We start from the raw sequence: 22033 nt of genomic DNA, 5'->3' as shown, positions 1-22033 counted from the left end.
GCGGGCGGGGCCGGGAAGATGCACAGCGCCACAGACGGCGGCTGTATTCCTTCCTCGGCTATCACCTCTTAGGTCATCGCGCTGCCCCGAAGAGCGTTACGCCCAATCTGCGTGGCCCGAGTCACACCCCGTAAGCGCTCAAAAGATGGCAGATCCAGTCAGACCAGGTCAGGTCATGATCCGCCACCCAGTCGCGCCGTCGGGACCCCGCCGAATCCAGGAGGATTCGATGGGGTCCCGACGAGCGATGGTTCGCCGGCCTGGCGACGCCACGGACGCGCACGCACTCCGGACCGCGTCACCCTCGGTGCGCGATCAGTGCTCGCGCGGCGCGGGCACGACACGCTCCACCTCGCGGTGGACCGTGAGCAGCTGCCGCATGGCAGTCTCGGCCGCCGCGCCATCGGCGGCCGCGAGGGCCTCGACGATGCGGGCGTGATGCCCCAGCGAAGCCTCGTTCGGCCGGTCACAGCCGGTGACCGGACTGCCGGAAACATGGAGCGCCGCCGAGACGATCCCGGAGAGGTGCTCCAGCATCCGGTTGCCCGCGAGCTGGATGAGCAGCGAATGGAACTCGGCGTCGGCCCGCGAGAAGGTGAGGGAGTCACCCTGCGACATGGCGTGACCCATGATCTCGACCATGTCGCCCAGCCGCTGCTGGATCTCCTCGCGCCCGTGTCCGGCCGCGAGGCGCGCGGCGAGCGGCTCGATGGTCCAGCGGAGCTCGCCCAGCTCGCGCCGCTGGTCGTCCCGCTGCGGCCCGAAGGCCCGCCATTCGATGATGTCCGGGTCCAGAAGGTTCCAGTCACTGACGGGACGCACCCGCGTGCCGACGTTCGGGCGGGCGCTGACCAGGCCCTTGGCCTCCAGGACGCGGAGCGACTCGCGGACGACGGTCCGGGAGACCTCGAAGCGCTGGCCGATCTCCTCGGGCACGAGCGGACGGTCCGCGCCGAGGTCTCCGGAGACGATCATCTGGCCAAGCTGCTGGACGAGTTGGCCGTGCAGTCCTCGTCCGCGGCTGCCGGTGGCGCGTCGGCCGACACGGCCGAGCTCCGGCTCGGCGCTCTCCCACACAGGGGGGCCCACGCGGTCGACACCGGAAGCGTCGGTGTAGGGGTAACGGTCGAGTTCGCCCGGTCCGGCCAGGCCGGAGTCTGAGGAACGGGCGGCGGTCATCATGGTCTGCGCAAGGGTACTCACGGGTCTTTTGTCGGCGTCGACTCCAACTCCCTTGAGGTCTTTGGTGAAAAGCACACGAAAGGGTGATCGCTCACCCCGTCGCAATTGACGCCTTATCGGAAAGAAATGGGCGTTCTTCGGGGAGTTGTGCGCACAGGGGCAACGGAAGGGCGCGGACGGTCGTCATCGGACCCGGCTCCGCAGGGTCGTGAGCAGATATGCGCAGAGCAGAGCGGCCAGCGACAACATCAGCGCTCCGCCCACCGGTTGGGCGAGCACCCGCACGCCCGCCGCCAGGTAGCGTTCCCCGCCGAACGGCCACTGCATGAGAACCAGTTCCCGAAGCCGCTCCGGGAACCCGGCCGCCGACCGCACAGACGGCCCCTGCAAGACCTTTTGTACGAGCGGTACGACTGCGACAGGCACTGCGAGCACCGCCGCGAGCCCGGCGGCGGTGGACCGGAAGATGCCGGCCGCCAGCACACCCGCCCACGCGCAGCCCACCACGAGACCGAACCAACTCGCGCTCAGCGAAAGCCAGTCCGACGGAACTCCGGTGAGCTCCCGTCCGTAGACGAGGTAGAGCATTTCGAGGTCGCATCCCACGGTGAGGAACGCCAGCACCAGCGCGGTGGCCGAGGAGACGAGGAGCTTGGCGGTCAGCAGCCCCAGCCGGCGCGGGACCGTACCGCGGTCCGCGGCCAGGGCGGGGTGGCGGAACTCCTCGCCGAAGGCGACGGCGCCCAGCAGCCCGGCGCCGAGCGCGGCGGGCGGCAGCGGAACTTCCCGCGGCCACGCGGCCAGCAGGCGCGGCTGAGGCGTGTGACCGATTCTGGCCAGGAGGACGGACAGGAGGACCGAGGTGATGAGAACGGCGGCCGCGGTGAGGTAACCGGTGCCGACACCGGCGGCTCTGCGCAGTTCGTAGCGCAGAGGGCGCAGCGGGCTCCGGGCCTGACGTACGGCGATGGGCGGCGGAAGGGCGGAAAGGTCGTTCGTGGCCGGTGTCCCGGAGAGGGCCGACTCATCGGCCGGATGCTCCGCCTCCTCCTCGGGGGTGGTCGGCGCGAGCCCCATGTCGCCCGTCTCGTCGGCGAGTTGGTGTACGAGGATGCCGTGCCGGAAAGCCGTCTCGCCGACGTCGGCGCAGGTGCTGCCGTACACCGAGAGCCGGTTGCCCTCCTCGCGCACGACTTCGACGGAGCGCTGCGCCGTGCGGGCTTCCTTGGCCAGGAGGGAGCCGAGCCGGGCGGCGTGCGGACTGCGGACGGCGACCCGGGGCCGGAGCCGGGTGCGGGCGAACTCCGCGGCCTCCTGGTCGGCGACGAGGCGGCCCTGTTCCAGGGTGACGACCCGGTCGGCGGTTCGCGCGGCCTCCTTGGGGTCGTCCGTGGCGAACAGCACCGTGCCGCCCTGTGTCGCGTGTGCGCGCAGAATCCCGTGCAGCCAGCGCCCCTCTCTGACGGACAGTCCGTCAGCGGGGTCGTCGAGCACGAGGGTGTGCGGGTCGGACAGGAGCGCGCAGGCCAGTCCGAGCCTGCGGTCCATGCCGTGGGAGAGTGTGCCCAGGCGCTCGTCACAGAGGCTGCCGAGCCCGACCACTTCGAGGACTTCGTCCGCACGGCGCACCGGTACGCCGGCGGCGGCGCACAGCATGCGGAGCTGGCCGCGAACCGTGCGTGCGGGATGGCCCGGCACCTCGCCCATGAGCACGCCGACTTCGCGTGAGGGATGGGGGATCCGATGCAGCGGCCGACCTCGGAAGTAGGTGATTCCACGGCCTTGTTGGAGTTCGAGCATGAGCTTCAGCGCCGTCGTCTTGCCCGCGCCCGGGGCTCCGAGGAGCACTGTGACGTGGCCCGCGCGTGCCTCGAAGGACACGTCGTCAACGGCGGGCGGACGCGTCTTGCGGGTGTTGCTGGTCAGTCCGATGGCCTGGATCACTCAAAGCAAGATAGCGCGACATTTGCGATTTTCCGGGCACCATGCGGCTCGTCTCCGCCGGGCCTCGCGGCTCGTGCGGACACGCAAGGGTTTTGGGGCCCAAAACCGTGCTCGCCGCCCTTCTCAGACCTCGGGGCGCAGCATCGGCGGGTTGAGCAGCGTGGCCCCGCCCGCGCGGAACAACTGGGCTGGGCGGCCGCCCTGGCGGGTGGTTGTGCCGCCGGTGGGCACGAGGAAGCCCGGCGTGCCGGTCACCTTGCGGTGGAAGTTGCGCGGGTCGAGCGCCACCCCCCACACGGCCTCGTAGACGCGGCGCAGCTCGCCCACGGTGAACTCGGTCGGGCAGAAGGCGGTCGCCAGCGACGAGTACTCGATCTTGGACCGGGCGCGCTCCACGCCGTCCGAGAGGATCTGCGCGTGATCGAAGGCGAGGGGTGCCGCCTGTTCCCCGTCGCGCCCGTACCCGCCCTGTTGCAGCAGTTCCTCGACGGGTGCCCAGCGTGCGCTGTTCGCGTCGCCGCCCGCCCGGGGCGCGGGCAGGTCGGGGGCGAGGGCGAGATGCGCGACGCTGACCACGCGCATCCGGGGGTCACGCTTGGGGTCGCCGTAGGTCGCGAGCTGCTCCAGGTGCGCGCCGTTGTCCTGCGCGGGCACGGAGGGGTCGTGGGCGCACAGGCCCGTCTCCTCGGCGAGCTCGCGTGCCGCGGCCTGGGCTAGGTCCTCGTCGGTCCGTACGAAGCCGCCGGGCAGTGCCCATCGCCCCTGGAACGGCTGCTCGCCCCGCCGTACCGCCAACGCGCACAGGGCATGGCGGCGCACGGTCAGCACGACCAGGTCCACGGTCACGGCGAAGGGCGGAAAGGCTGACGGGTCGTAGGGCATGCCGCGATCATAGTCGTCTGCCTGACGATAAACACCTCCTTCGGGAGCCCTGTCCATGGTTGATCGGCTTCCGTCCGATGCGGCATCCCGCCGCCGCGAACCCCCGGTCCGAGACACGTCCCGCTACGTCACATCCCCAACTGCAGTCCGTCGCCGGCCTCCTCGACCGTGGCGAGACCGAGTCTGCTGACGTGTACGGAGAAGGGGGCACCCGAGATCCGCAGGCCCGTCAGCGCGATCTCGCCCAGGGGCGCAGCCCGGAACGGGCGCAGGGTCACCGTTCCGGCGGGCGCATCGGGGCGGATACCGGCCAGGGAGGTGAGCAGCAGCACCCCGGCGGCCGCGGAGGTGGCCGCGGGCCGAGAGGCGGCCGGATGGGGAAGCGGAGCGCTCCCCCGCGTGCGCTGCTCCCCCGCGTACATCTCGGGCAGCCGGTTGCCGAAGGAGTCGGCGGCCGCCAGTACGCCATGCAGGAGTGCGCCGGCCTCCGTCTCGTAGCCCGCGGCGGCGAGCCCCGTGACGGCGACGGCCGTCTCCTGGACGCGCACGGCCCCGCCGCGATGGCCGAACGGGTTGTACGCCGCCTCCTTCGCCCCGAGGCTGCGCAACCCCCAGCCCGAGTCCATGGCCGGGCCGCCGAGCAGCCGCGCGAGCTGTTCGGTCCGCGCCTTGTCGAGCAGCCCCGGGGCCAGCTCTCCGGAGCCCAGCAGACCGGTGTCGAGGAGATGGGCGGTGCTCGAAGCGAGCGGGGGCACGAGGCGCCCGTCCGGGGTGCGTGCGGCGGCCGGTCGGCCACCGACCAGGTCCTCGACCCAGAAGTCGTCACGGAACGCCGTCCGCAACGCCTGGGCCCACTGGCGCAGACCCGTGCCACCCGTCCGGCCGTGCGCGTCGAGCAGATCGGCGCCGAGCAGCGCCGCGCGATGCGCGTGTGCCTGCGTCTCGCAGCGGAACGGTCCGCCCGGCTGCGGGTCGGGCAGATACGTGCTGTCGCCGACCGTGGTTCGCAGCCACTCCAGGCACCGCTCGGCCGCGGGCAGCAGTTCCTCGACCTCCCGCTCGGCCAGCCCCCAGCGACGGGCCTCCGCCAGGAGCACGGGGAAGAGCAGGGTCGCCTCGGTCGCCGCGCAGCCCGGCGGCAGGTGCGGCCCGCTGTCCCGGAGGGGGCCCGGAATCAGTCCGGAGCGCGGTCCGGGACCGGTGAGCTGGGTGCGGGCGAGGGTCCGCAGCGTGCCCGCGGCGAGGCGCGTGCCGAGCGGCAGGGTCATCCGGGCCGCGGCCAGTGCCTCGGCCGGTGCCAGCCCGCAGCGCCAGGGAGCTCCCGCCGCGAGGTGCGTGTCGGCCGGATGGCGGGGGTCGCGCAGCAGCAGGGCCCTGAGGTCATCGACGCAGGTGCGCAGGAGCGCTTCGGCCCCGGGCTCGTCGCTCAGCACGCGGGCCTCCGCAAATGGGCTCGCGGCGCCGCGACCCACGGCTCTGATCGGCCCCTGGCCGTCCGGCCGGACGCGCAGTTCCACGGTGAGGATGCCGCCCGGCGGCAGTTCGAGTTCCCAGCGCAGCAGTCCCGCCGAGGCCAGGGCGTCGGCGGGTGGCGGGTCGGCGGTGACGGTCACGTATCCCGTCGGGCAGGACCAGCGCAGGCCGGCGGCGTGAACGCTGGCCGGCAGCTCGGGTCCGGCACGGCCCGAGGCGACGTCGCCCAGTTCCGCGAGATCCGTCCCGAGGGCGACCTCGACGGGCAGGCGCAGTGCCCTGGGGGCCGAGCTGCGCAGGGTGATCAGCTCGGTGCCGTCCGCATGGCGTGTTGTCTCGACGACGACGTCCGGGTCCGGGCCGGCGTCGGGGGAAGCGCGCAGGGTACCCACGAAGCGGGCCCGGTCGGCCGCGACCATCCGGGCCTGCACCACGAGCGGTTCCCGGCCCGCGACCCGGACCTGGCAGCGGGACAGTATCCGCCGGCCCGCCATGTAGAAGCCCTCCAGCCCACGGCCGGTCAGTTGTCCCTCCTCCGTGGAGATCACCAGTCCTGGAAGAGCGACACAGATCAGGGTCGTGTGGGCGGGCGGCAGGTCCGCCGGTCGGCCCGGCACGGGGAGGGACGTCCGGGGAACGCCGGTGACGCGACCTCCCGGGAGGGAGGGCGCACCGGCGTCGTGGCCCGGACGTGGGGGCGCCGGGGCGCCCCCACGTCTGACGGGCTGGGCGGACTCGTGCCCGGACGGACGGCCGCCGTCGGGGGCCGAGGACGGATGGGGCAAGTGCATGGGGTGGCTTCCTCCGCGCTCGGTGCGGCTGGAGCGCGCTCGGCTCCTGGTGGGGGCTCCGCAGGGTCGCGGGCGTTGCGGCGGCGGAATCCGGCCACGGATTCCGCCACTCAGGTGAACGGGGCAGCCCTGTCCGGGGTCACGCCTTTCCTCCGGGAAGCCGACCGAATGGCGGTGGGACGGACCGCCGGTCCCACGAACACCCGTCGAGCGGAGGCCGACCACACAGAAGGTGACGTGACTGCCGGGAAACGCGCCGGTCGGCAGTCGGAGAATCCGGACGCGGCCAGCCCGGGGGGCCTAGGGAATCCCGTCCGACCTCGGCCGAGCGGCCCGACCGGTCGTCGTCCCTGGCCCGTCCAGTCGTGCTGTGCCCCAGCCGCTCACCCGTCCTCCCCCGCACCTCGCCGACCGTTGTCGCCCCGCGCGCGCAGTCGGCCGTCCGCCCTGTCCGCCGCTCGCGCCGGTCGTTCCCCTGCCGGCGACGCGTCGCCGGCCGGACGACACCCTTGGGCACGCGTGGCACCGGGACCGCGTCGGCCCGGTCCGCTTCCGGTGTTCACGGTCGGACGGGGCCTGCGGCGGCGCCGGGTGGCGGGCGTCGAGGACGGGGTGTCCGGAACACGGGCGGTACGCGTCGGGTCGGCCGCCGAGGGCGCAGTGCCGGAATCCGTCGACTGCTCCGCGTCCGTCGGGCCATGGCCAGCACGCTCCGCGCGCAGGCAGCGCCGGACGGATTCCGGATCCAGGCCCTCATTGCATGCCTGGTGGAGAAGCCGGGCGAACAGATAGTCGGGATCGGCGCCGAGCGCCATGGCGAGCGCCTCTCGTGCCTCCAGTTCGTCTCCCATCGACCAGGCGACCCATCCCGCGAGGGTGAGGGGTGCCGCGGCGTGCTCGCGGTAGGGACCGACACAGCGGCGGGCAAGTGCCCGCCACAGACGCAACGCCGGGGCGGCCTCGTCGCCCTCCATCCACTGGGCGGCACGGTCACGGGTCGTGCGGTCCTGGAGGCCGAGGATCAGTGTGGCGGCCTCGTCGTTCTCCAGGAGTCCGTCGTCGCGCAGGTCCGACGGACGCGTGCCGGACACGGGGGAACCGGCTGCGAGCCGGTCCCTGATCCGCCGGGCCAGTGCGAGGGCTTCCTCGGCCACCTCCGCGCGGCTGTCGTCCTCCAGGATCCTCGGCACGAGGGCCATGCTGGCCGCATCGAGGGCCACTTCCTGGCCGAGCGCGGCGGTGGACTCCCAGGGAAGAAGCCTGGCTGTCAGGTCCTTCAGGGTTCCGCGCACCTGAAGTCCCGCGTATGTCGCGGCGGCGGCGAGGACTGACGTCCCCGGCAGCCCCATCGACGTGCCCTCGGCCGGGCAGCACCCCTGTCCCGGGCAGGTGTACGACCAGAAGCGGCCGTCGGAGATGCAGAGGGCCTCGATCACCGGAACGTCGAGGCGTCCGCAGGCCGTCCGCAGCAGTTGCGCGAGCGGGCGCAGGCGTTCCATGACCTCCCGCCCCGATTCACCGCTTCCCGGTTCCTGACAGAGGTACGCGACCATGCTCTCGGGGCGGGCGCCTCGGCGCTCGCTCCCTTTCACCAGCCCTTGTGCCAGCTGGTCGGAGACGGACGGCCAGTCCTCGGCGTGGGCGGGGATGCCGAGGCGGGCCCGGCCGCCGAAGCGGCCTCGCCGCTCCCGGTCGTGCAGGGCGACCAGCACGATGCTGTCCTCGGGGCGGTACCCGAGAAGGTAGGGCAGCGCGTCGGCCAGCTCTGCCGGGGTACGGAGCGTCACCTGGTGCTCCCCGCCCGGGAGGCCGGCGACGCCCGCGTGGTGGTCGTCGCGGCTACGGCCCACGCCGCCCCCGTGGTGCAGCCCGCCGGGAATGGCCGTACCGCCAGGGACCTCCGGGTCCGCCTGCCTGCCCGGCCGGTCCCGGCTCTCGCGTCCGGACCGGCCGCCCGGACCGCCCCACCCGTCGTCAGCCCTGTCAGCCCCGTCGGCGCGGCCGCCCGGCCCGCTCCCGCCGCGGTGATCGTCTTCGCCGCCGGACCGGTCGCGGCCGGGGTTCCAGCCGCATCCGCCGACCGCGCTGATGTTCTCGTCGCCGGACGTGCCGGTCGCTTCGTCGTGATTCGTCATGCGGTGACCATCCCGCGGATCACGAGATTCCGGTTAGACCTGTGGATAACCATCGCCATGATCACGACAGAAGTTGTCCACAGCTCGACGGTTCGTTCGCGCTATGTCAGACCCATCGGGTTGCATGGAGCCATGACCAACGAAGACCCGCGACCAGCAGTCACTGACAACGCACATCACGCCGCCCGCGAAGACCTCCGGGCCGCGGCCGATGCCGTCCTGGCCCGCCTGGTCGGCGCCCGGGCGGGCGAGGCGCGGCTGCGCGAGGACCAGTGGCGCGCCATCGAGGCGCTGGTGGCCGACAAGCGCCGAGCGCTGGTAGTGCAGCGCACCGGCTGGGGCAAGTCCGCGGTGTACTTCGTCGCGACCGCGCTGCTGCGCGAGCTGGGCGCCGGGCCCACAGTGATCGTCTCGCCGCTTCTCGCGCTGATGCGCAACCAGGTGGAGGCGGCGGCCCGCGCCGGAATCCGCGCACGGACGATCAACTCATCCAATACGGAGGAGTGGGAGACCGTCCAGGCCGAGGTGGCGGCGAGCGAGGTCGACGTCCTCCTGGTGAGTCCGGAGCGGCTGAACAATCCCGACTTCCGCGACCAGGTGCTGCCCAAGCTGGCCGCGGCCACCGGCCTCCTGGTGGTGGACGAGGCGCACTGCATCTCCGACTGGGGCCACGATTTCCGGCCGGACTACCGCCGGCTGCGCACCATGCTCGCCGACCTCCCGCCCGACACCCCGGTGCTGGCCACCACGGCGACGGCCAACGCGCGCGTGACGGCCGATGTCGCCGAGCAGCTGGGCACGGGAGTGAGCACCGACGCGCTGGTCCTGCGCGGCCCGCTGGACCGGGAGAGCCTGAGCCTCGGCGTGCTGCGGCTGCCGGACGCCGCGCACCGGATGGCCTGGCTGGCGGAGCATCTGAACGACCTGCCGGGCTCCGGCATCATCTACACGCTCACCGTGGCAGCGGCCGAGGAGGTCACCGCCTTCCTCCGCCAGAGCGGGTACACCGTGGCGTCGTACACCGGGAAGACGGAGAACGCGGACCGCCAGCAGGCCGAAGAAGACCTGCTCGCCAACCGCGTCAAGGCCCTGATCGCCACGTCGGCACTGGGCATGGGCTTCGACAAGCCCGACCTGGGCTTCGTGGTCCACCTGGGCTCCCCCTCCTCCCCGATCGCCTACTACCAGCAGGTGGGACGCGCGGGCCGCGGTGTGGAGCACGCGGAGGTGCTGCTCCTGCCGGGCAAGGAGGACCAGGCGATCTGGGAGTACTTCGCCTCGATCGCCTTCCCCCCGGAGGAGCAGGTGCGACGCACCCTGGACGTGCTGGCCCGGGCCGAGCGCCCGCTCTCCCTGCCCGCGCTCGAACCGCTGGTGGAACTGCGCAGGTCCCGCCTCGAGACCATGCTCAAGGTGCTCGACGTCGACGGAGCCGTCCACCGGGTCAAGGGCGGCTGGATCTCCACGGGCTCACCCTGGACGTACGACACCGAGCGCTACGCCTGGGTCGCCAAGCAGCGGGCGACGGAGCAGCAGGCGATGCGGGACTACGTATCGACGACCGGCTGCCGAATGGAGTTCCTCCGGCGGCAGCTGGACGACGAGGAAGCCGTACCCTGCGGGCGCTGCGACAACTGCGCCGGCGGCCGGTTCCAGGCTGCGGTGTCCCCGGCCGCGCTGGACGCGGCGAACGGCGAGCTCGGCCGCGCGGGCGTCGACGTCGAGCCCCGCAAGATGTGGCCGACCGGGCTGGCGGCGATCGGCGTCGAGCTGAAGGGACGTATCCCGGCCGGCGAACAGGCCGCTCCGGGACGTGCCCTGGGACGACTCTCGGACATCGGCTGGGGCAACCGACTGCGGCCGATGCTCGCCCCGCAGGCCCCGGACGGGCCCGTTCCGGACGATGTCGCGAAGGCCGTGGTCGGCGTCCTGGCCGACTGGGCGAAGGGCCCCGGCGGCTGGGCCTCCGGGCAGCCCGACGCGCAGCCGCGCCCGGTCGGCGTGGTGACCATCGCCTCGCGCTCACGGCCGCAGCTGATCCGGTCGCTCGGTGCGCGGATCGCGGAGATCGGCCGGCTGCCGCTGCTGGGATCCGTGGAGTACGTCGGCGAGGCGGCGCAGATCTCCCGGAGCAACAGCGCTCAGCGGCTGAAGGCGCTGGACGGGGCCCTGACGGTGCCGCCGATGCTGGCCGAAGCCTTGAAGGAAGCCGGTGGTCCGGTGCTGCTGGTGGACGATGCCACGGAGACGGGCTGGACGCTGGCGGTGACATCGCGGATGCTTCGCAGAGCGGGTGCCCAGGCAGTGTTGCCGCTGGTCCTCGCCGTACAGGCGTGACTCGCGTGTCGCGATTCGAAACACCGGGCAGGTATATAAGGCACTAACCGCCCGAAAACGGTCTGTGGCCCCAATTGCTCGTTGCCGCAACCCAGTTCGACAGGAAGAATTGAGGTCCGCTCCCCGCACGGTTTGCCCGTGGTCCGGTAGGGCTCCGCTGCGGCGTGCCATTCCCCCAAGTCCGACCCCGCCCACTGTATGGGCACGTAGCCGAAGGGAGGACCGTGACCTTCGGATTCGCTCCGTCCTCGGCGGCATCCATGTCGACGTCTCCCGACCTGTCCGCCGCTTCCACCAATCCACTGACCCGCATGCTGGAACCCGCCGAATGGGCCTCGGCCGGAATTCCGCTTCTGCGCGATCCTCGTGAGGTCGTGAGCGGCCTTCACGCTCGGCACCGGCCCAGACCGTCGACGGCGGTCGTCGCGGTCCTCGACCAGGACGAGCGGCTGATGGCGAGCGCCTCCTTCACACGGCGTTCGGCACCGGCCGACGGCTGGATGTTCCGCAACGCGCTGCTCGCTCAGCTGCGCCGGGTCATCCCGCACGACCTGCGGCGCCGCTCTCCCGCGCGCACGGCCGTGCTGCTGTACTGCCGGGACGGCGACGCGCGCTGGACGGAGGAGGACGGGGCCTGGATGTGGGGACTACGGGATGCCTGCACGCTCCACGGACTGCGGTGCGGGGCGTACATCACCCTGACGCGTGACGGCTGGCAGGTTCTCGGCGAAGGCCGCGGCGGGCGCCGCCCCAACTCGGATTCACCGCCGGAGTTCTTCGTGGGCGAGGTGCTGCCGCCGCTGCCCCGCACGGGAGGCGTCGCGTCGGAGGTCATGCGCCGGGCAGCCGCTCGCTGACACGCGGACGAGTCGCGGTACCGGCCCGCCCGGGGGAAGGCGGGCCGCACACCGTCGACGGCCCGCTCCAGGGCCGTACCGCTCATGCACGGATACGCCACGGACGCGCGGCTCGAATGTGGGGCGCGCCCGGGTTCCCGGTCCAGAGAGGGCACGCCGACCGGGCAACGGGCGAACGCCGGGGGTTACGCATACGCCAGGCGATGTGCCCGTACCGCACCAGGCGGCGGGCACGGAATGCGGACGCGGAAAGTGGTGGGCCCCCACCGTGACGACCGCCGGGAGCGGGAGATTCCGCAGCCGGCGGGCGGGCGTGCGCGAAGGCACCTCGCACCACACGAACGAGTGGCGGGCAGCGCCCTGCCGGCGTGGACGCGTTGCAGGGTACGCCGAAACGACCGCCGTGCAGGTGCCGCCGCAGGCGGCACCCTCAGCGTCCCGCCGGGCGCGTTCCGGACCGGGTCCGGAACGCGCTCAGACGCCCGCGGCCAGGACCGAGTTGATCTGCTGCGGGTCGCCGCAGACGATCAGCAGGGCACCGGCCCGGCCGAGGGCCAGCGGCAGGGCGGTGGCGGCAGCCTCGCCGGAACCGCCGTTGACCGCGACCACGACCACGGGACGGGAAGCGGCCCGGCGCACGGCAGTGGCGTCGGCGTAGAAGACGTCGTCGCCGGCGTCGTGCTGCGCCCAGTAAGCGGCCTCGCCGAAGGAGAGTTCGTGCGCGGCCCACGGGTGCGGGTCGCCGGTGGTGATCACCAGCACCTCACCCGGGGCGCGGCCCGACTCCAGCAGCAGGTCGACGGCTTCTTCGGCCGCGTCCAGCGCGCCCTCGGCCGAGGCCGGGACAAGCTGGATCTGCGGGGTGACGGCAGCGGGTGCGGCCGCCTTGACGGACGGCCCCGGCGTGGCCACGACGGGCTCGCGCGGGGTGCGTTGGGCCGGCATCGGCCGGACAGGACCCGGACGGCCGGGACGCGGCGGAGCCGCGGGACGGGGACCGGGTACGGGGCGGGGGGTCGGCGCGGTGCGGCCACTGGCCGGAGTGACGCGGGGACCCTGGGCACTCTCGTGAATCTGAGGCTCCTCGGGAATGAGAGGCATGAGGTGATATCTATCAAACGCCGGTGCGACCCACCTCGGCGTGTGGCACATGAGTGCGAACGGAATCGTCAGAAATCGAAGCCGAGCTGGCCCTCGATCTCCGGAACGCTTCCGTCCGCCCAGCTGCGGGCCTTCTTGAGGTGCCGCCACTGGGGCAGCGCATCAAGATACGCCCACGACAACCGGTGGTACGGGGTGGGTCCCCGCTCCTCCAGCGCGGCTTTGTGGACCGGCGACGGGTACCCGGCGTTGGCCGCAAAGCCGAAGTCTGCATGGTCGATGCCCAGTTCGGCCATCATTTTGTCGCGCTGAACCTTGGCGATCACCGAGGCCGCCGCGACGGAGACACAGGACTGGTCGCCCTTGATCACCGTACGGACCCGCCAGGGAGCGCCGAGATAGTCGTGCTTCCCGTCGAGGATGACCGCGTCCGGGCGGACCGGCAAGGTCTCCAGGGCGCGTACGGCCGCGAGGCGCAGGGCGGCCGTCATCCCCAGTTGGTCGATCTCCTCCGGGGAGGCGTGCCCGAGGGCGTACGCCGTCACCCATTTCTCCAACTCCACGGCGAGCACGGTCCGGCGCTTGACGGTCAGGAGCTTGGAGTCGGTGAGACCCTCGGGCGGGCGGCGCAGTCCGGTGACGGCGGCGCAGACGGTGACGGGGCCGGCCCAGGCACCGCGCCCCACCTCGTCGACACCGGCAATGACCTTCGCTCCGGTCGTGGCGCGGAGGGAGCGCTCGACGGTGTGAGTGGGGGGTTCGTACGGCATGGCGAACTCAGACTACGCCGCCCGGAGCACCTCGCGACACCCAGGTTCCCCGAGCCGCCGCGGAGCCCGGCCCGGAACCGGTCAGCGCGCCCGGTCAAGCCGCCCAGCCGGCCCGCACACGCCGGTCAGCCGACCCGCACACACAGCAGCGGGACCATCATCTGGTCGATCATCTCCTGGAGATCCTGGTCGCTCCATTCACTCGCGCACACCTTGGAGCGGTACATCATCATCGCCGGTACGGCATCGAAGACGTACGAGTTCGCGGCGTCGGGACGCACCTCTCCCCGGGCGATTCCACGCTGAACGACCTCGCGGAGCAGGCCCAGGGTGGGTTCGACGACTCCGCCGACGATCACCTGACTGAAGCGCTCGGCCTGCGTCACATCGCATGCGTGAAGCACCGATCGAAGCGCGATTCCCGGCGGCGAGAACATCGCCTCGCGTACGCGTCGGCACACTTCCAGCAGATCCTCCCGGACACCACCGAGGTCGGGAGCCTCCGTCAGGTCCGGCAGTCCGGCCTGGAGCGCGTCCGCGACCAGGTCCTCCCTGGACGGCCAGCGGCGGTAGACCGCGGCCTTGCCTGTCCGAGCGCGCGCGGCCACGCCCTCCATGGTGAGGCCGTTCCAGCCGACCGCGCCGAGCTGTTCCAGCGCGGCTTCCAGGATCGCGCGCTCGAGCACGGCACCGCGCCGGCGCGAGGAGGGCGCCTGAGCGGGGGCGGCCGTCCAACGCGAAGTAACCATCAGAGTGTCTCCGTCGTACAGGGGAGCGGAATTCGGGGAGGTTCGGGCTTTTCGTGCGTGAGCGGGCGATCGGATCGACGGCGTCGGGCAGCGGATGCAGTGAACGCTTGCGTTCACTGACGGGGACTCACTACCGTTGACGCGAAAGTGAACGCGAGCGTTCACTAACGCACTTGTGGGGGAAGCGTAATGACGACCTCTCAGTTGATTCAGGACACCAAGCCAGGTGCGGCACGCCGGGAAGGACATCCCGGCATCGCGCTCGCCGTCATCGCGGCCTGCCAACTCATGGTGGTACTCGACGCGACGATTGTGAACATCGCGCTCCCGCACATTCAAGACGCGCTCGACTTCAGTACGACCGACCTTACGTGGGTGGTCAGTTCGTACACCCTCACCTTCGGTGGCCTGCTGCTTCTCGGTGCACGGGCCGGTGACATCCTCGGCCGGCGCCGGGTCTTCATGACCGGCATCCTGCTGTTCACCTTCGCCTCGCTGCTCGGCGGACTCGCCCAGGAACCTTGGCAGTTGCTGGCGGCTCGCGCCCTGCAGGGCGTCGGTGGCGCGATCGCCTCGCCGACGTCGCTGGCCCTGATCACGACCACATTCCCCGAAGGCCCGGAGCGGAACCGGGCGTTCGCCGTCTTCGCGACCGTCTCGGCGGGCGGTGGGGCCATCGGTCTGCTCGCCGGAGGCATGCTCACGGAGTGGCTCGACTGGCGGTGGGTCCTCTTCGTCAACGTGCCCATCGGCATCCTGATCGCCGTCCTCACACCGATGTACATCAACGAGTCCCGACGCCACCCTGGACGCTTCGACGTCGCGGGGGCGCTCACTTCGACGGCCGGCATGGCGTCCCTGGTCTACGGCTTCATCCGCGCCGCGGAGAACGGCTGGCGGGACGGCCTCACGATCGGGTCGTTCGGCGCGGCCGTGGCCCTGCTGCTGGCCTTCGGGATCATCGAGACGCGGGCGAGGGAACCCATCACCCCGCTGCGGATGTTCGCCGACCGCAACCGTTCGGGCACGTACGTGATCATGCTGAGCCTCGCCGCCGCGATGTTCGGCATGTTCTTCTACATCGTGCTCTTCGTGCAGAACGTGCTGGGGTACAGCCCGATCTCGGCCGGTGTGGCCTTCCTTCCGGTGACGGTCGCGATCGCGGTCGGCGCGGGTCTTTCGCAGCGGTTCCTGCCGGTGCTCGGCCCCAAGCCGTTCATGGTCGCCGGCTCGGCACTCGTCGCCCTCGGACTCGGCTGGCTGACCTTCATCAGCCCCGACGACTCGTACGCGGGCGGAGTCCTCGGCCCGATGCTGCTGTTCGGCTTCGGCATGGGCCTGAACTTCGTGACGCTGACGGTGACCGCGGTCTCCGGTGTCGCCCAGCACGAGGCGGGCGCGGCCTCGGGTCTGCTCAATGTCACCCAGCAGGTGGGCGGTTCGCTCGGTCTGTCCATCCTCACCACGGTCTTCGGTTCGGCCGGCCGCGACGAGGCGAGGACCCAGACGCCGAAGTTCCTGGCGGACGGCTCGGCCGAGCAGAAGGCACAGTTCGCCAAGACCCACCAGCTGCCTGCCCCTTGGGGCCATGAGGTGCTCGCCCACGGCATCTCGACCGCCTTCGTGCCGGCGGCGGCGATGGCCCTGCTCGCCCTGATCACCGCGACACTGGTGATCAGGGTCCGCAAGAGCGATCTGGAAGCTCTCGCCGGCACGGCGGGGGCCGCCGCAGGCTGAGGACGGAACCGCGGACGGCCGAGCCGTGGTCCGGGAGACCCACGGCTCCCACGGTCCGGCCGTCCACATACGCAGGCGGGGGCGGGCGCCCTGCCGAGGCAGCTCGGCAGAGGGACCCTGGCACAGGGTGCCCCCGGTTCACCGCGCGCCGGTACGCGGTGACGGACGCGGGCGCGAGTGCGACCCGGCGCTCGGGAGCACGCCGCGCGAGCCGGACCCTCGCCTTCGGAACATGCCCGACGGGAAGCGGCTCAGCGGTACGTGACGGCGTCCACGAACTTGCTGCACACGCTCCAGTCGGTGGACACGGCCGGCGGGCGGTCGCGGAGGATGTCCCGGGCTCGGGCCTCGCCCCAACTGGTCGCGTACCAAGGGGCGTCGTCCTTGCCCAGGTCGTCGGCGATCGACTTCAGCACGCAGGAACGCATCGGCTCCTTGAGTCTGTCGAGGGCGGGTACGGCGTCGGCCGACAGGTCGCGCGCGTACAGGAGGTCGAATTTCCCCGTGTCCTCGTACCGCTGGACGTTGCGCTCGGCGATCAAACTGTCGGGCGACATCAGCCCGAACGCGAGCACGCCCGCCGCCGCACTGGCCGCGACGGCGCGGGGCAGCCAGCGGGCACCCCACACACCGGCCGCCATGATGAGCACGATGACCAGGCCCAGCCACAGCTCCATGGCCAGCACCGACACTCTCAGGCGGGTCAGTCCATAAGCCTCCACATACATGTCCATACGTCGCACAGCGGATGCCACGACAACGAGCGCCAGGCCGCAGAGAGTTCCCAGCACCCCCCGCACCAGCTTGCGGTCGCTCGCGCCGTCCCGGGGCGCCCAGCGCAGCGCGAACACCACGACGAGCAGGGTCAGCAGCGTGACGAGCAGCAGCTGCCAGAAGCCCTGGCGCGCGTACTCGGCGTACGTCTGGCCGTTGTTCTTCAGTACGGCGCGGTATCCGCCGAAGAGGACGGCGAGCTGGACCGCGTTGAAGGCCGCGAAGAGCATGGTGAGCACGATCAGCGGCAGGGCCCACTCGACGCGGTCGCGCGGACGGCCGGCCGGCACCACGACCCGGTCCCACCGCACGGGCGCGGCTGCCGTGTGGGCCACGGCCAGCGCTCCGGCCAGGCCGAACACCAGAAGCACCACGCGCCAGGGTCCGCCGGAGACGGAGGTGTCCGGGACCAGGTCGCCGAGCAGATCGGCGAAGGCCGTGTCGGCCCCCGCGAACAGCGCCCCGAAGACCAGCAGCAGGACCGCGCTCACCACGAGCGCGCGCAGCCCCGCACCGACGTTGCGACGAGCACCGCCGAATCGTTCCCGCAACCCGCGCCAGCCCCAGGCGGGGCCGGTGACCAAGGAGTTGAGCACGCCGATGGGGCCCAGCAGAACGGCGGGCCAGGTGCGTCCGCCGTTCAGTGCGAGCGAACCGAGCGCGATCGCCGTCACGACGGCGAGGAACGAAGGCCAGTCCGCGTCCCGCAGAGCGGGCACGGTCAGCAGGCCGATACCGCCGATGCCCCAGACCAGGCTCCACGCGCGCGTGGAGCGTCCTGCGGCCCGGCCCGAGAAGTACGCGGCGAACGAGGCGGGAATCGCGACCAGCAGGAGGTTGATCGCCAGACCGCCGTCGAGGAGCAGCATGCTCAGCACCCCGGTCGCGAGCACGGCCCACAGCGTCGGCGTCCGCACCGGGGCGGGTGACGTGAACCGAAGGTCGGCCGACCAGGAACCGGGGGTCGGCGTGGCCCCCGGTGCGACCGGAACCCTGGAACTCTCCGGCTCCGATGCCTCCGGAAGCCGAGACTCGGCTTCCGGGGTCTCCTTGCCCGCCTCCGGGCTCTTCCACTGCGCCGATGCCTCGTCTCCGGGCTCGGGCGTGGACGGTATGTCGGACAAGGGATCCCCTCCCAGCCGGTCGCCGGGCAGCCCACATCGCGCCACTGCGGCGGGGAGGCTGCCGACCGGCGTCTCGTCGGCACACGCCCGCCATGATCAACGGGCGGGCGTGGCGCACAGGGTATCCACGGGCACAGCCGCTCAGGATGGGGCTGCGTGGCTGTAGCAAGCCTGTGACACAGCTCAGGGATCCCCAGGGACCGCTCTCGCGAGGCCGACCCGCCGAACAGCTTCCCGGGGCCCTCCGAGGCCGCTCCGAAGCCGGGCCGTTCCAACCGCGGCCCGCGCCCACGCGCCGCCCGCTGCTACAGCGGCCCGGGAACCCCCCTGCCGTACGCCCTACGCGTCGCCGGCCGTGCGCCCGGACGCGAGCCCCGGCAGCCATTCCGGCAGCGCCTCCGTGGCTTCCAGCCACGCCCCTGGTGGCGCTCCGGCCTTCCCGGAGGCGACCACCCCGCCCACGATGGAGCAGGTCGTGTCCACGTCGCCGCCGACCTGGGCGGTGACCCAGAAGCCCTCTTCGTAGTCACCCAGGGCACGGGCGGCCGACCAGAGGGCGAAGGGAACGGTGTCGTGGGCCGACGTACGCCGCCCGCAGCCCAGCACGGCGGCCACGGTCCCGGCGTCCCCGTAGTCGAGCATGTCCCGGGCGCGCCGCAGCCCGGCGCCCACCGCGCTGCGCGGTACGAGCGCGATGACGCCGTCGAGCAGGGCCTCGGCGCTCGGCGGGCCCGCCGGATCGGCGGCCAGCGCGGCGGCCGCGGCGACGGCCATGGCGCCGACCACGGCCTCACGGTGCTGGTGGGTGGGATAGGCGGAGATCTCCGCCTGGTGGGTCGCCTGTTCGGGATCGTCGGCGTACCAGGCGCCCAGGGGGGCGATCCGCATCGCGGCGCCGTTGCCCCAGGAGCCCTGTCCCTTGAAGAGGGCCGACGCCAGCTCCCGCCAGTCGCCGCCCTCCCGGATCAGCCGCAGCAGCCGATTGACCGCCGGGCCGTAACCCCGGTCGAAGTCGTGGTGCTCGGCGAAGGAGCGGGCCAGTTCGTCCTGGTCGACGCGGCGGTGCGTGGCCAGAACCGCGACTACGGAGCAGGCCATTTCGGTGTCGTCGGTCCACTGCCAGGGTTGCGGCGGCAGCTCTCGGCGCTTCAGCAGCGGGTAGTTCGCGGGCACGAAGAACTGTGAGCCCAGCGCGTCCCCCACCGCGAGTCCGCGCAGGCTGGCGAGGGCGCGCTCGAAGCGCCCGTCGGGAGAGGAGTCAGCGATCATCGCCCTGCCACTCTATCCGGTGGCTCCGTACGATTCCGGATCACGCCACTGCTCGAAAGGACGGTCGATGGTGTATCTGCCGTCCTCCCCCAGAACGAGCATCCGCATCTCTCCGTTCCCCGGATTGGAGAGCGACTCGAACTCGGCGACCGTCCAGTGGAACCAGCGCATGCAGAACAGCCGCATGGCCAGGCCATGGGTCACCAGGAGCACGTTCGGCGGGTGGTCGGGGGCCTCGAAGCTCCGGTACAGGCTCTCCAGGAAGCCGCCGACCCGGTCGTAGACATCGGCACCGGACTCGCCTTGCGCGAACCTGTAGAAGAAGTGCCCGTACGCGTCGCGATAGGCCTTCTGGAGACGTACGTCGTCACGGTCCTGCCAGTTGCCCCAGTCCTGCTCCCGCAGTCGCGGCTCCTCGCGTACCCGGACGAGCCCGGGGTCGAGGTGGAAGGCGCGGAACGTCTCGTGGGTGCGGCGGTACGGGGAGACGTAAACGCTTACGCGCTCGCTGCCGAAGATCTCGCGCAGCCGTTTGCCGGTGTCCTCCGCCTGCCGCCACCCCGTCTCGGTGAGCGCCAGAGCGTGGTCGGGCTCGCGTTCGTACACGGTGTCATCGGCATTGCCCACCGACTCGCCGTGCCGGACAAGGACGATGCGCCGTGGTCGTGCCATGCCAAGACCCTAGATCGTGCCGGGGCTGTTCGAGCAGTCGTACGGGCCGCATACGGCGCAGGTCACACCGTTCCCACACTTCATGGTCCCCGGCGGAAGGGTGCCGTCAGACGATCCAGCCGGGTTCCAACTGCACGATGTCGCCCGCGAGGGCGGCTATGTCGGCCTCGATCTGGGCGCGCAGCGCCAGCCTCTCCACCCGCTCCGCGCGGTACTTGCCGTGCTCGGCGGCCGACCGCCACATGGACAGGACCATGAACTCGCTGCCGGGCGCCTCGCCGAACATGCCCCGCACCATGCCGGGCGAACCGGCCATCGCGGGGTTCCAGACCTTCTCCTGCATGAGCGCGAAGTGCTCGGCGCGGTCCTCGTGGACACGGCAGTGCGCGACCCGGACCACATCGGAGTCCGTGAAGCGCGGCTCGAAGCCGGTCTTCACGTCGAAGCGGTAGTCGAACAGCTTGACCTGGGAATCCTTGAAAGTGCCCGACTGCGCGGCGGCGAGCCGGTCATGGGACCGGGCCATGAAGGAGTCGTAGAAGGCACGGCTCTCCCAGAAGGAGAAGATGTGCGCGACGCCGGACCGCCCCACACTCCACCCTCCGCCCTGTCCCCGGAATCCCGGCTCCCCCAGAAGCCCCGCCCACTTTCGCTGCCCCCGTTCGAAACCGCGGCGATCGACCACGGTGCAGCGAATCCACTTGACCAGCACCGCGCCATCGTAAGGCCCCGGAACGTGGCGCCGGTCACGCTCCGGCCCAGTGGATCCGGGCGAACCCCCCGGCACGCATGGCACGATGGACAACCGGCCCTACTCTCAGGGGAGTTGGTCCGGCGACCTTTGGGAAACGGGGAGGGGACATCCGGTGAACGGTCTCAACAAGGGTATTCGCAAGGCCGAGTTGGCGATCAAGTGGGATCCCAGTCCCGTAGGTGAGCCCGCGACCGATCTCGACATCATCGCGGCGACGTATCTGGCGTCCGCGCCGCAGGGGAGTCCTGCCTATGTGGTGTATTTCGGCAGCCGTTCGCCGGACGGCACCATCTATCTGAACCGCGACAGCAAGGACGGCAAGGGCTTCGGCTGGGACGAGGTCATGACCCTGGAGCTCGACCGCCTGGACAGCCGTTACGCGCGCGTGGTCGTCGGAGTCCTCATCCAGCAGCGCACCGAGGCGAGGACCTTCGTCGGTGTCCTCAACCCCGGCTTCCGCCTGCGTGAGGGTTACACCGTCCTGACGGAGGGCGACTTCGGCGACGTGCTGGGCGCGACGGCCGCGACCATCGGGGAGTTCGTACGCGACCACTCCGGGGAGTGGACGTTCCACGCGGCCATCCACGGCTACGACACCGACCCGGCGACTTTCGCGAGGGTCATGGGCAGCCCGCAGGAGGCGTGAGACACAGCGGAACGTCTACCCTCCGGAGCCGCGCCGGCCTCCGGCTACGGCCCTCGTCGTCTGCTCAGCCGTTCTTCCAGCCCGGGAGGGTCGGCAGCACCGTCTCGGCGACGCGGAACAGTGCCGCGTCATCGGGCGTGACGTCGTCCTGACGCCAGATGGCGATCTCGTACGAACCGCCCCCGTCCTTCGCGTCCCTGGCGACCAGCAGACTGCGGGCGACACCGCCGGGGCCGGTCTCGGCCTTCCCGGAGCCGAAGGTGAGGGCGATCGTCCGGTCCGAGTAGAGGACCGCGGGGTGGCCCAGGATCTGCCTCGGCTGAGCCGACGGCAGCAGACCGACACTCTGGGCGACGGAAACCCGGTCCTCGGAAGCCGACAGCTTCACGGAGTAGGTCCTCAGGGTGACGTTCGCTTCAGGGCTGGCGATCTTGGTGCCACCGTCGAGGGTGATCAAGCTGTCGCCGCCGTCGGCCGTCTGCGCGTGCTCGTCGGGCGTCCCGAGGAGGGCCGGCAGGTCCGCGCGGTTCAGCGCCTGGCACAGCCGCGCACCGGAGACGTGCTTCGCCGGCCGGGTGCCGTGCGCCTTGGAGCAGGTGGCCGGTTCATCGGCGTTGTTCTGCGGAAAGACCCGCGACAGCCCCCATATGCCCCCCGTGACGCCCGCGACCAGCACCACCGCCGCGACGGCCTGGACCCCCGCGCCCATGCCCTTTTTCGATCCGGTCATCTCGTCGGCCATGTCCCCCGCCCTCCCCATCGCGCTCCGTGCGCGCGGAGGGAGACTAGCCGTTGATCGTTTCGCGGGAAACCCGAATTCCGCCGATGCCCGGACC

General features: G+C 71.6%; 17 protein-coding genes. 4 read left to right on the top strand and 13 right to left on the bottom strand.

Going from position 1 to position 22033, the window contains the following annotated elements:
• Positions 1 to 315 precede the first annotated feature (315 nt).
• From ACZ6KY_RS12040 to ACZ6KY_RS12020, 5 genes are all read right to left on the bottom strand, one after another.
• Positions 316 to 1203, bottom strand: a complete 888-nt coding sequence (locus ACZ6KY_RS12040) for a FadR/GntR family transcriptional regulator (RefSeq protein WP_469310201.1) — start codon at positions 1201 to 1203, stop codon at positions 316 to 318.
• Between the two features lie 162 nt (positions 1204 to 1365).
• Positions 1366 to 3126 carry an ABC transporter ATP-binding protein gene (locus ACZ6KY_RS12035; RefSeq protein WP_469310200.1) on the bottom strand — a complete coding sequence of 587 codons (1761 nt, stop codon included), beginning with the start codon at positions 3124 to 3126 and terminating at the stop codon, positions 1366 to 1368.
• A gap of 123 nt (positions 3127 to 3249) precedes the next feature.
• Positions 3250 to 4008 (bottom strand): NUDIX hydrolase, encoded by a 759-nt coding sequence (locus ACZ6KY_RS12030; RefSeq protein WP_339132012.1) that lies wholly within the window; start codon positions 4006 to 4008, stop codon positions 3250 to 3252.
• Between the two features lie 128 nt (positions 4009 to 4136).
• On the bottom strand, positions 4137 to 6272 hold the full coding sequence (locus ACZ6KY_RS12025; RefSeq protein ID WP_469310199.1) for a glycogen debranching N-terminal domain-containing protein: 2136 nt from the start codon (positions 6270 to 6272) through the stop codon (positions 4137 to 4139).
• Positions 6273 to 6655: 383 nt separating this feature from the next.
• Entirely contained in the window at positions 6656 to 8407 is a 1752-nt protein-coding gene (locus ACZ6KY_RS12020; protein WP_469310198.1) for a DUF4192 domain-containing protein, read from the bottom strand.
• Positions 8408 to 8539: 132 nt separating this feature from the next.
• Here ACZ6KY_RS12020 and ACZ6KY_RS12015 point away from each other — a divergent pair, with 132 nt between their 5' ends.
• Positions 8540 to 10744, top strand: a complete 2205-nt coding sequence (locus ACZ6KY_RS12015; RefSeq protein WP_469310197.1) for a RecQ family ATP-dependent DNA helicase — start codon at positions 8540 to 8542, stop codon at positions 10742 to 10744.
• Positions 10745 to 10968: 224 nt separating this feature from the next.
• Positions 10969 to 11601, top strand: coding sequence for a hypothetical protein (locus tag ACZ6KY_RS12010; RefSeq protein ID WP_469310196.1), 633 nt, complete (start codon positions 10969 to 10971; stop codon positions 11599 to 11601).
• Between the two features lie 474 nt (positions 11602 to 12075).
• Here ACZ6KY_RS12010 and ACZ6KY_RS12005 read toward each other — a convergent pair whose 3' ends face one another.
• The 3 genes from ACZ6KY_RS12005 to ACZ6KY_RS11995 form a co-directional block, all read right to left on the bottom strand.
• On the bottom strand, positions 12076 to 12702 hold the full coding sequence (locus tag ACZ6KY_RS12005) for a hypothetical protein (RefSeq protein ID WP_469310195.1): 627 nt from the start codon (positions 12700 to 12702) through the stop codon (positions 12076 to 12078).
• Between the two features lie 68 nt (positions 12703 to 12770).
• Positions 12771 to 13472, bottom strand: a complete 702-nt coding sequence (locus tag ACZ6KY_RS12000) for a ribonuclease HII (RefSeq protein ID WP_469310194.1) — start codon at positions 13470 to 13472, stop codon at positions 12771 to 12773.
• A gap of 125 nt (positions 13473 to 13597) precedes the next feature.
• Positions 13598 to 14221: a TetR/AcrR family transcriptional regulator gene (locus ACZ6KY_RS11995; protein WP_469310193.1), complete on the bottom strand. Its 624-nt coding sequence runs from the start codon at positions 14219 to 14221 to the stop codon at positions 13598 to 13600.
• Positions 14222 to 14410: 189 nt separating this feature from the next.
• On the opposite strand from ACZ6KY_RS11995, the gene ACZ6KY_RS11990 reads away from it, so the two are divergent.
• Positions 14411 to 15958 carry an MFS transporter gene (locus ACZ6KY_RS11990; protein ID WP_469310192.1) on the top strand — a complete coding sequence of 516 codons (1548 nt, stop codon included), beginning with the start codon at positions 14411 to 14413 and terminating at the stop codon, positions 15956 to 15958.
• A gap of 251 nt (positions 15959 to 16209) precedes the next feature.
• On the opposite strand, the gene ACZ6KY_RS11985 is transcribed toward ACZ6KY_RS11990, so the two are convergent.
• From ACZ6KY_RS11985 to ACZ6KY_RS11970, 4 genes are all read right to left on the bottom strand, one after another.
• A complete protein-coding gene (locus ACZ6KY_RS11985; protein WP_469310384.1) occupies positions 16210 to 17649 on the bottom strand; it encodes a DUF4153 domain-containing protein in 1440 nt (479 codons plus the stop codon).
• A 546-nt stretch (positions 17650 to 18195) separates the two neighbouring features.
• Complete coding sequence (locus ACZ6KY_RS11980) at positions 18196 to 19125, bottom strand: ADP-ribosylglycohydrolase family protein (RefSeq protein WP_469310191.1); 930 nt, start codon at positions 19123 to 19125, stop codon at positions 18196 to 18198.
• Between the two features lie 12 nt (positions 19126 to 19137).
• On the bottom strand, positions 19138 to 19797 hold the full coding sequence (locus ACZ6KY_RS11975) for a histidine phosphatase family protein (RefSeq protein WP_469310190.1): 660 nt from the start codon (positions 19795 to 19797) through the stop codon (positions 19138 to 19140).
• 106 nt (positions 19798 to 19903) lie between these two features.
• The gene (locus ACZ6KY_RS11970) at positions 19904 to 20509 is read right to left on the bottom strand and encodes a YdbC family protein (RefSeq protein ID WP_469310189.1); all 606 of its coding nucleotides are present in this window, start codon (positions 20507 to 20509) and stop codon (positions 19904 to 19906) included.
• Between the two features lie 154 nt (positions 20510 to 20663).
• Between ACZ6KY_RS11970 and ACZ6KY_RS11965 the strand changes: the two genes are divergently transcribed.
• Positions 20664 to 21197, top strand: coding sequence for a TerD family protein (locus ACZ6KY_RS11965; RefSeq protein WP_469310188.1), 534 nt, complete (start codon positions 20664 to 20666; stop codon positions 21195 to 21197).
• Positions 21198 to 21261: 64 nt separating this feature from the next.
• On the opposite strand, the gene ACZ6KY_RS11960 is transcribed toward ACZ6KY_RS11965, so the two are convergent.
• Entirely contained in the window at positions 21262 to 21939 is a 678-nt protein-coding gene (locus ACZ6KY_RS11960; RefSeq protein ID WP_469310187.1) for a DUF6215 domain-containing protein, read from the bottom strand.
• Positions 21940 to 22033 lie beyond the last annotated feature (94 nt).

It is taken from the genome of Streptomyces sp. NPDC042002, from assembly GCF_055588305.1.
The sequence above is the reverse complement of the archived record's forward strand: the minus strand, read 5'-3'. Positions and strand labels throughout refer to the sequence as shown.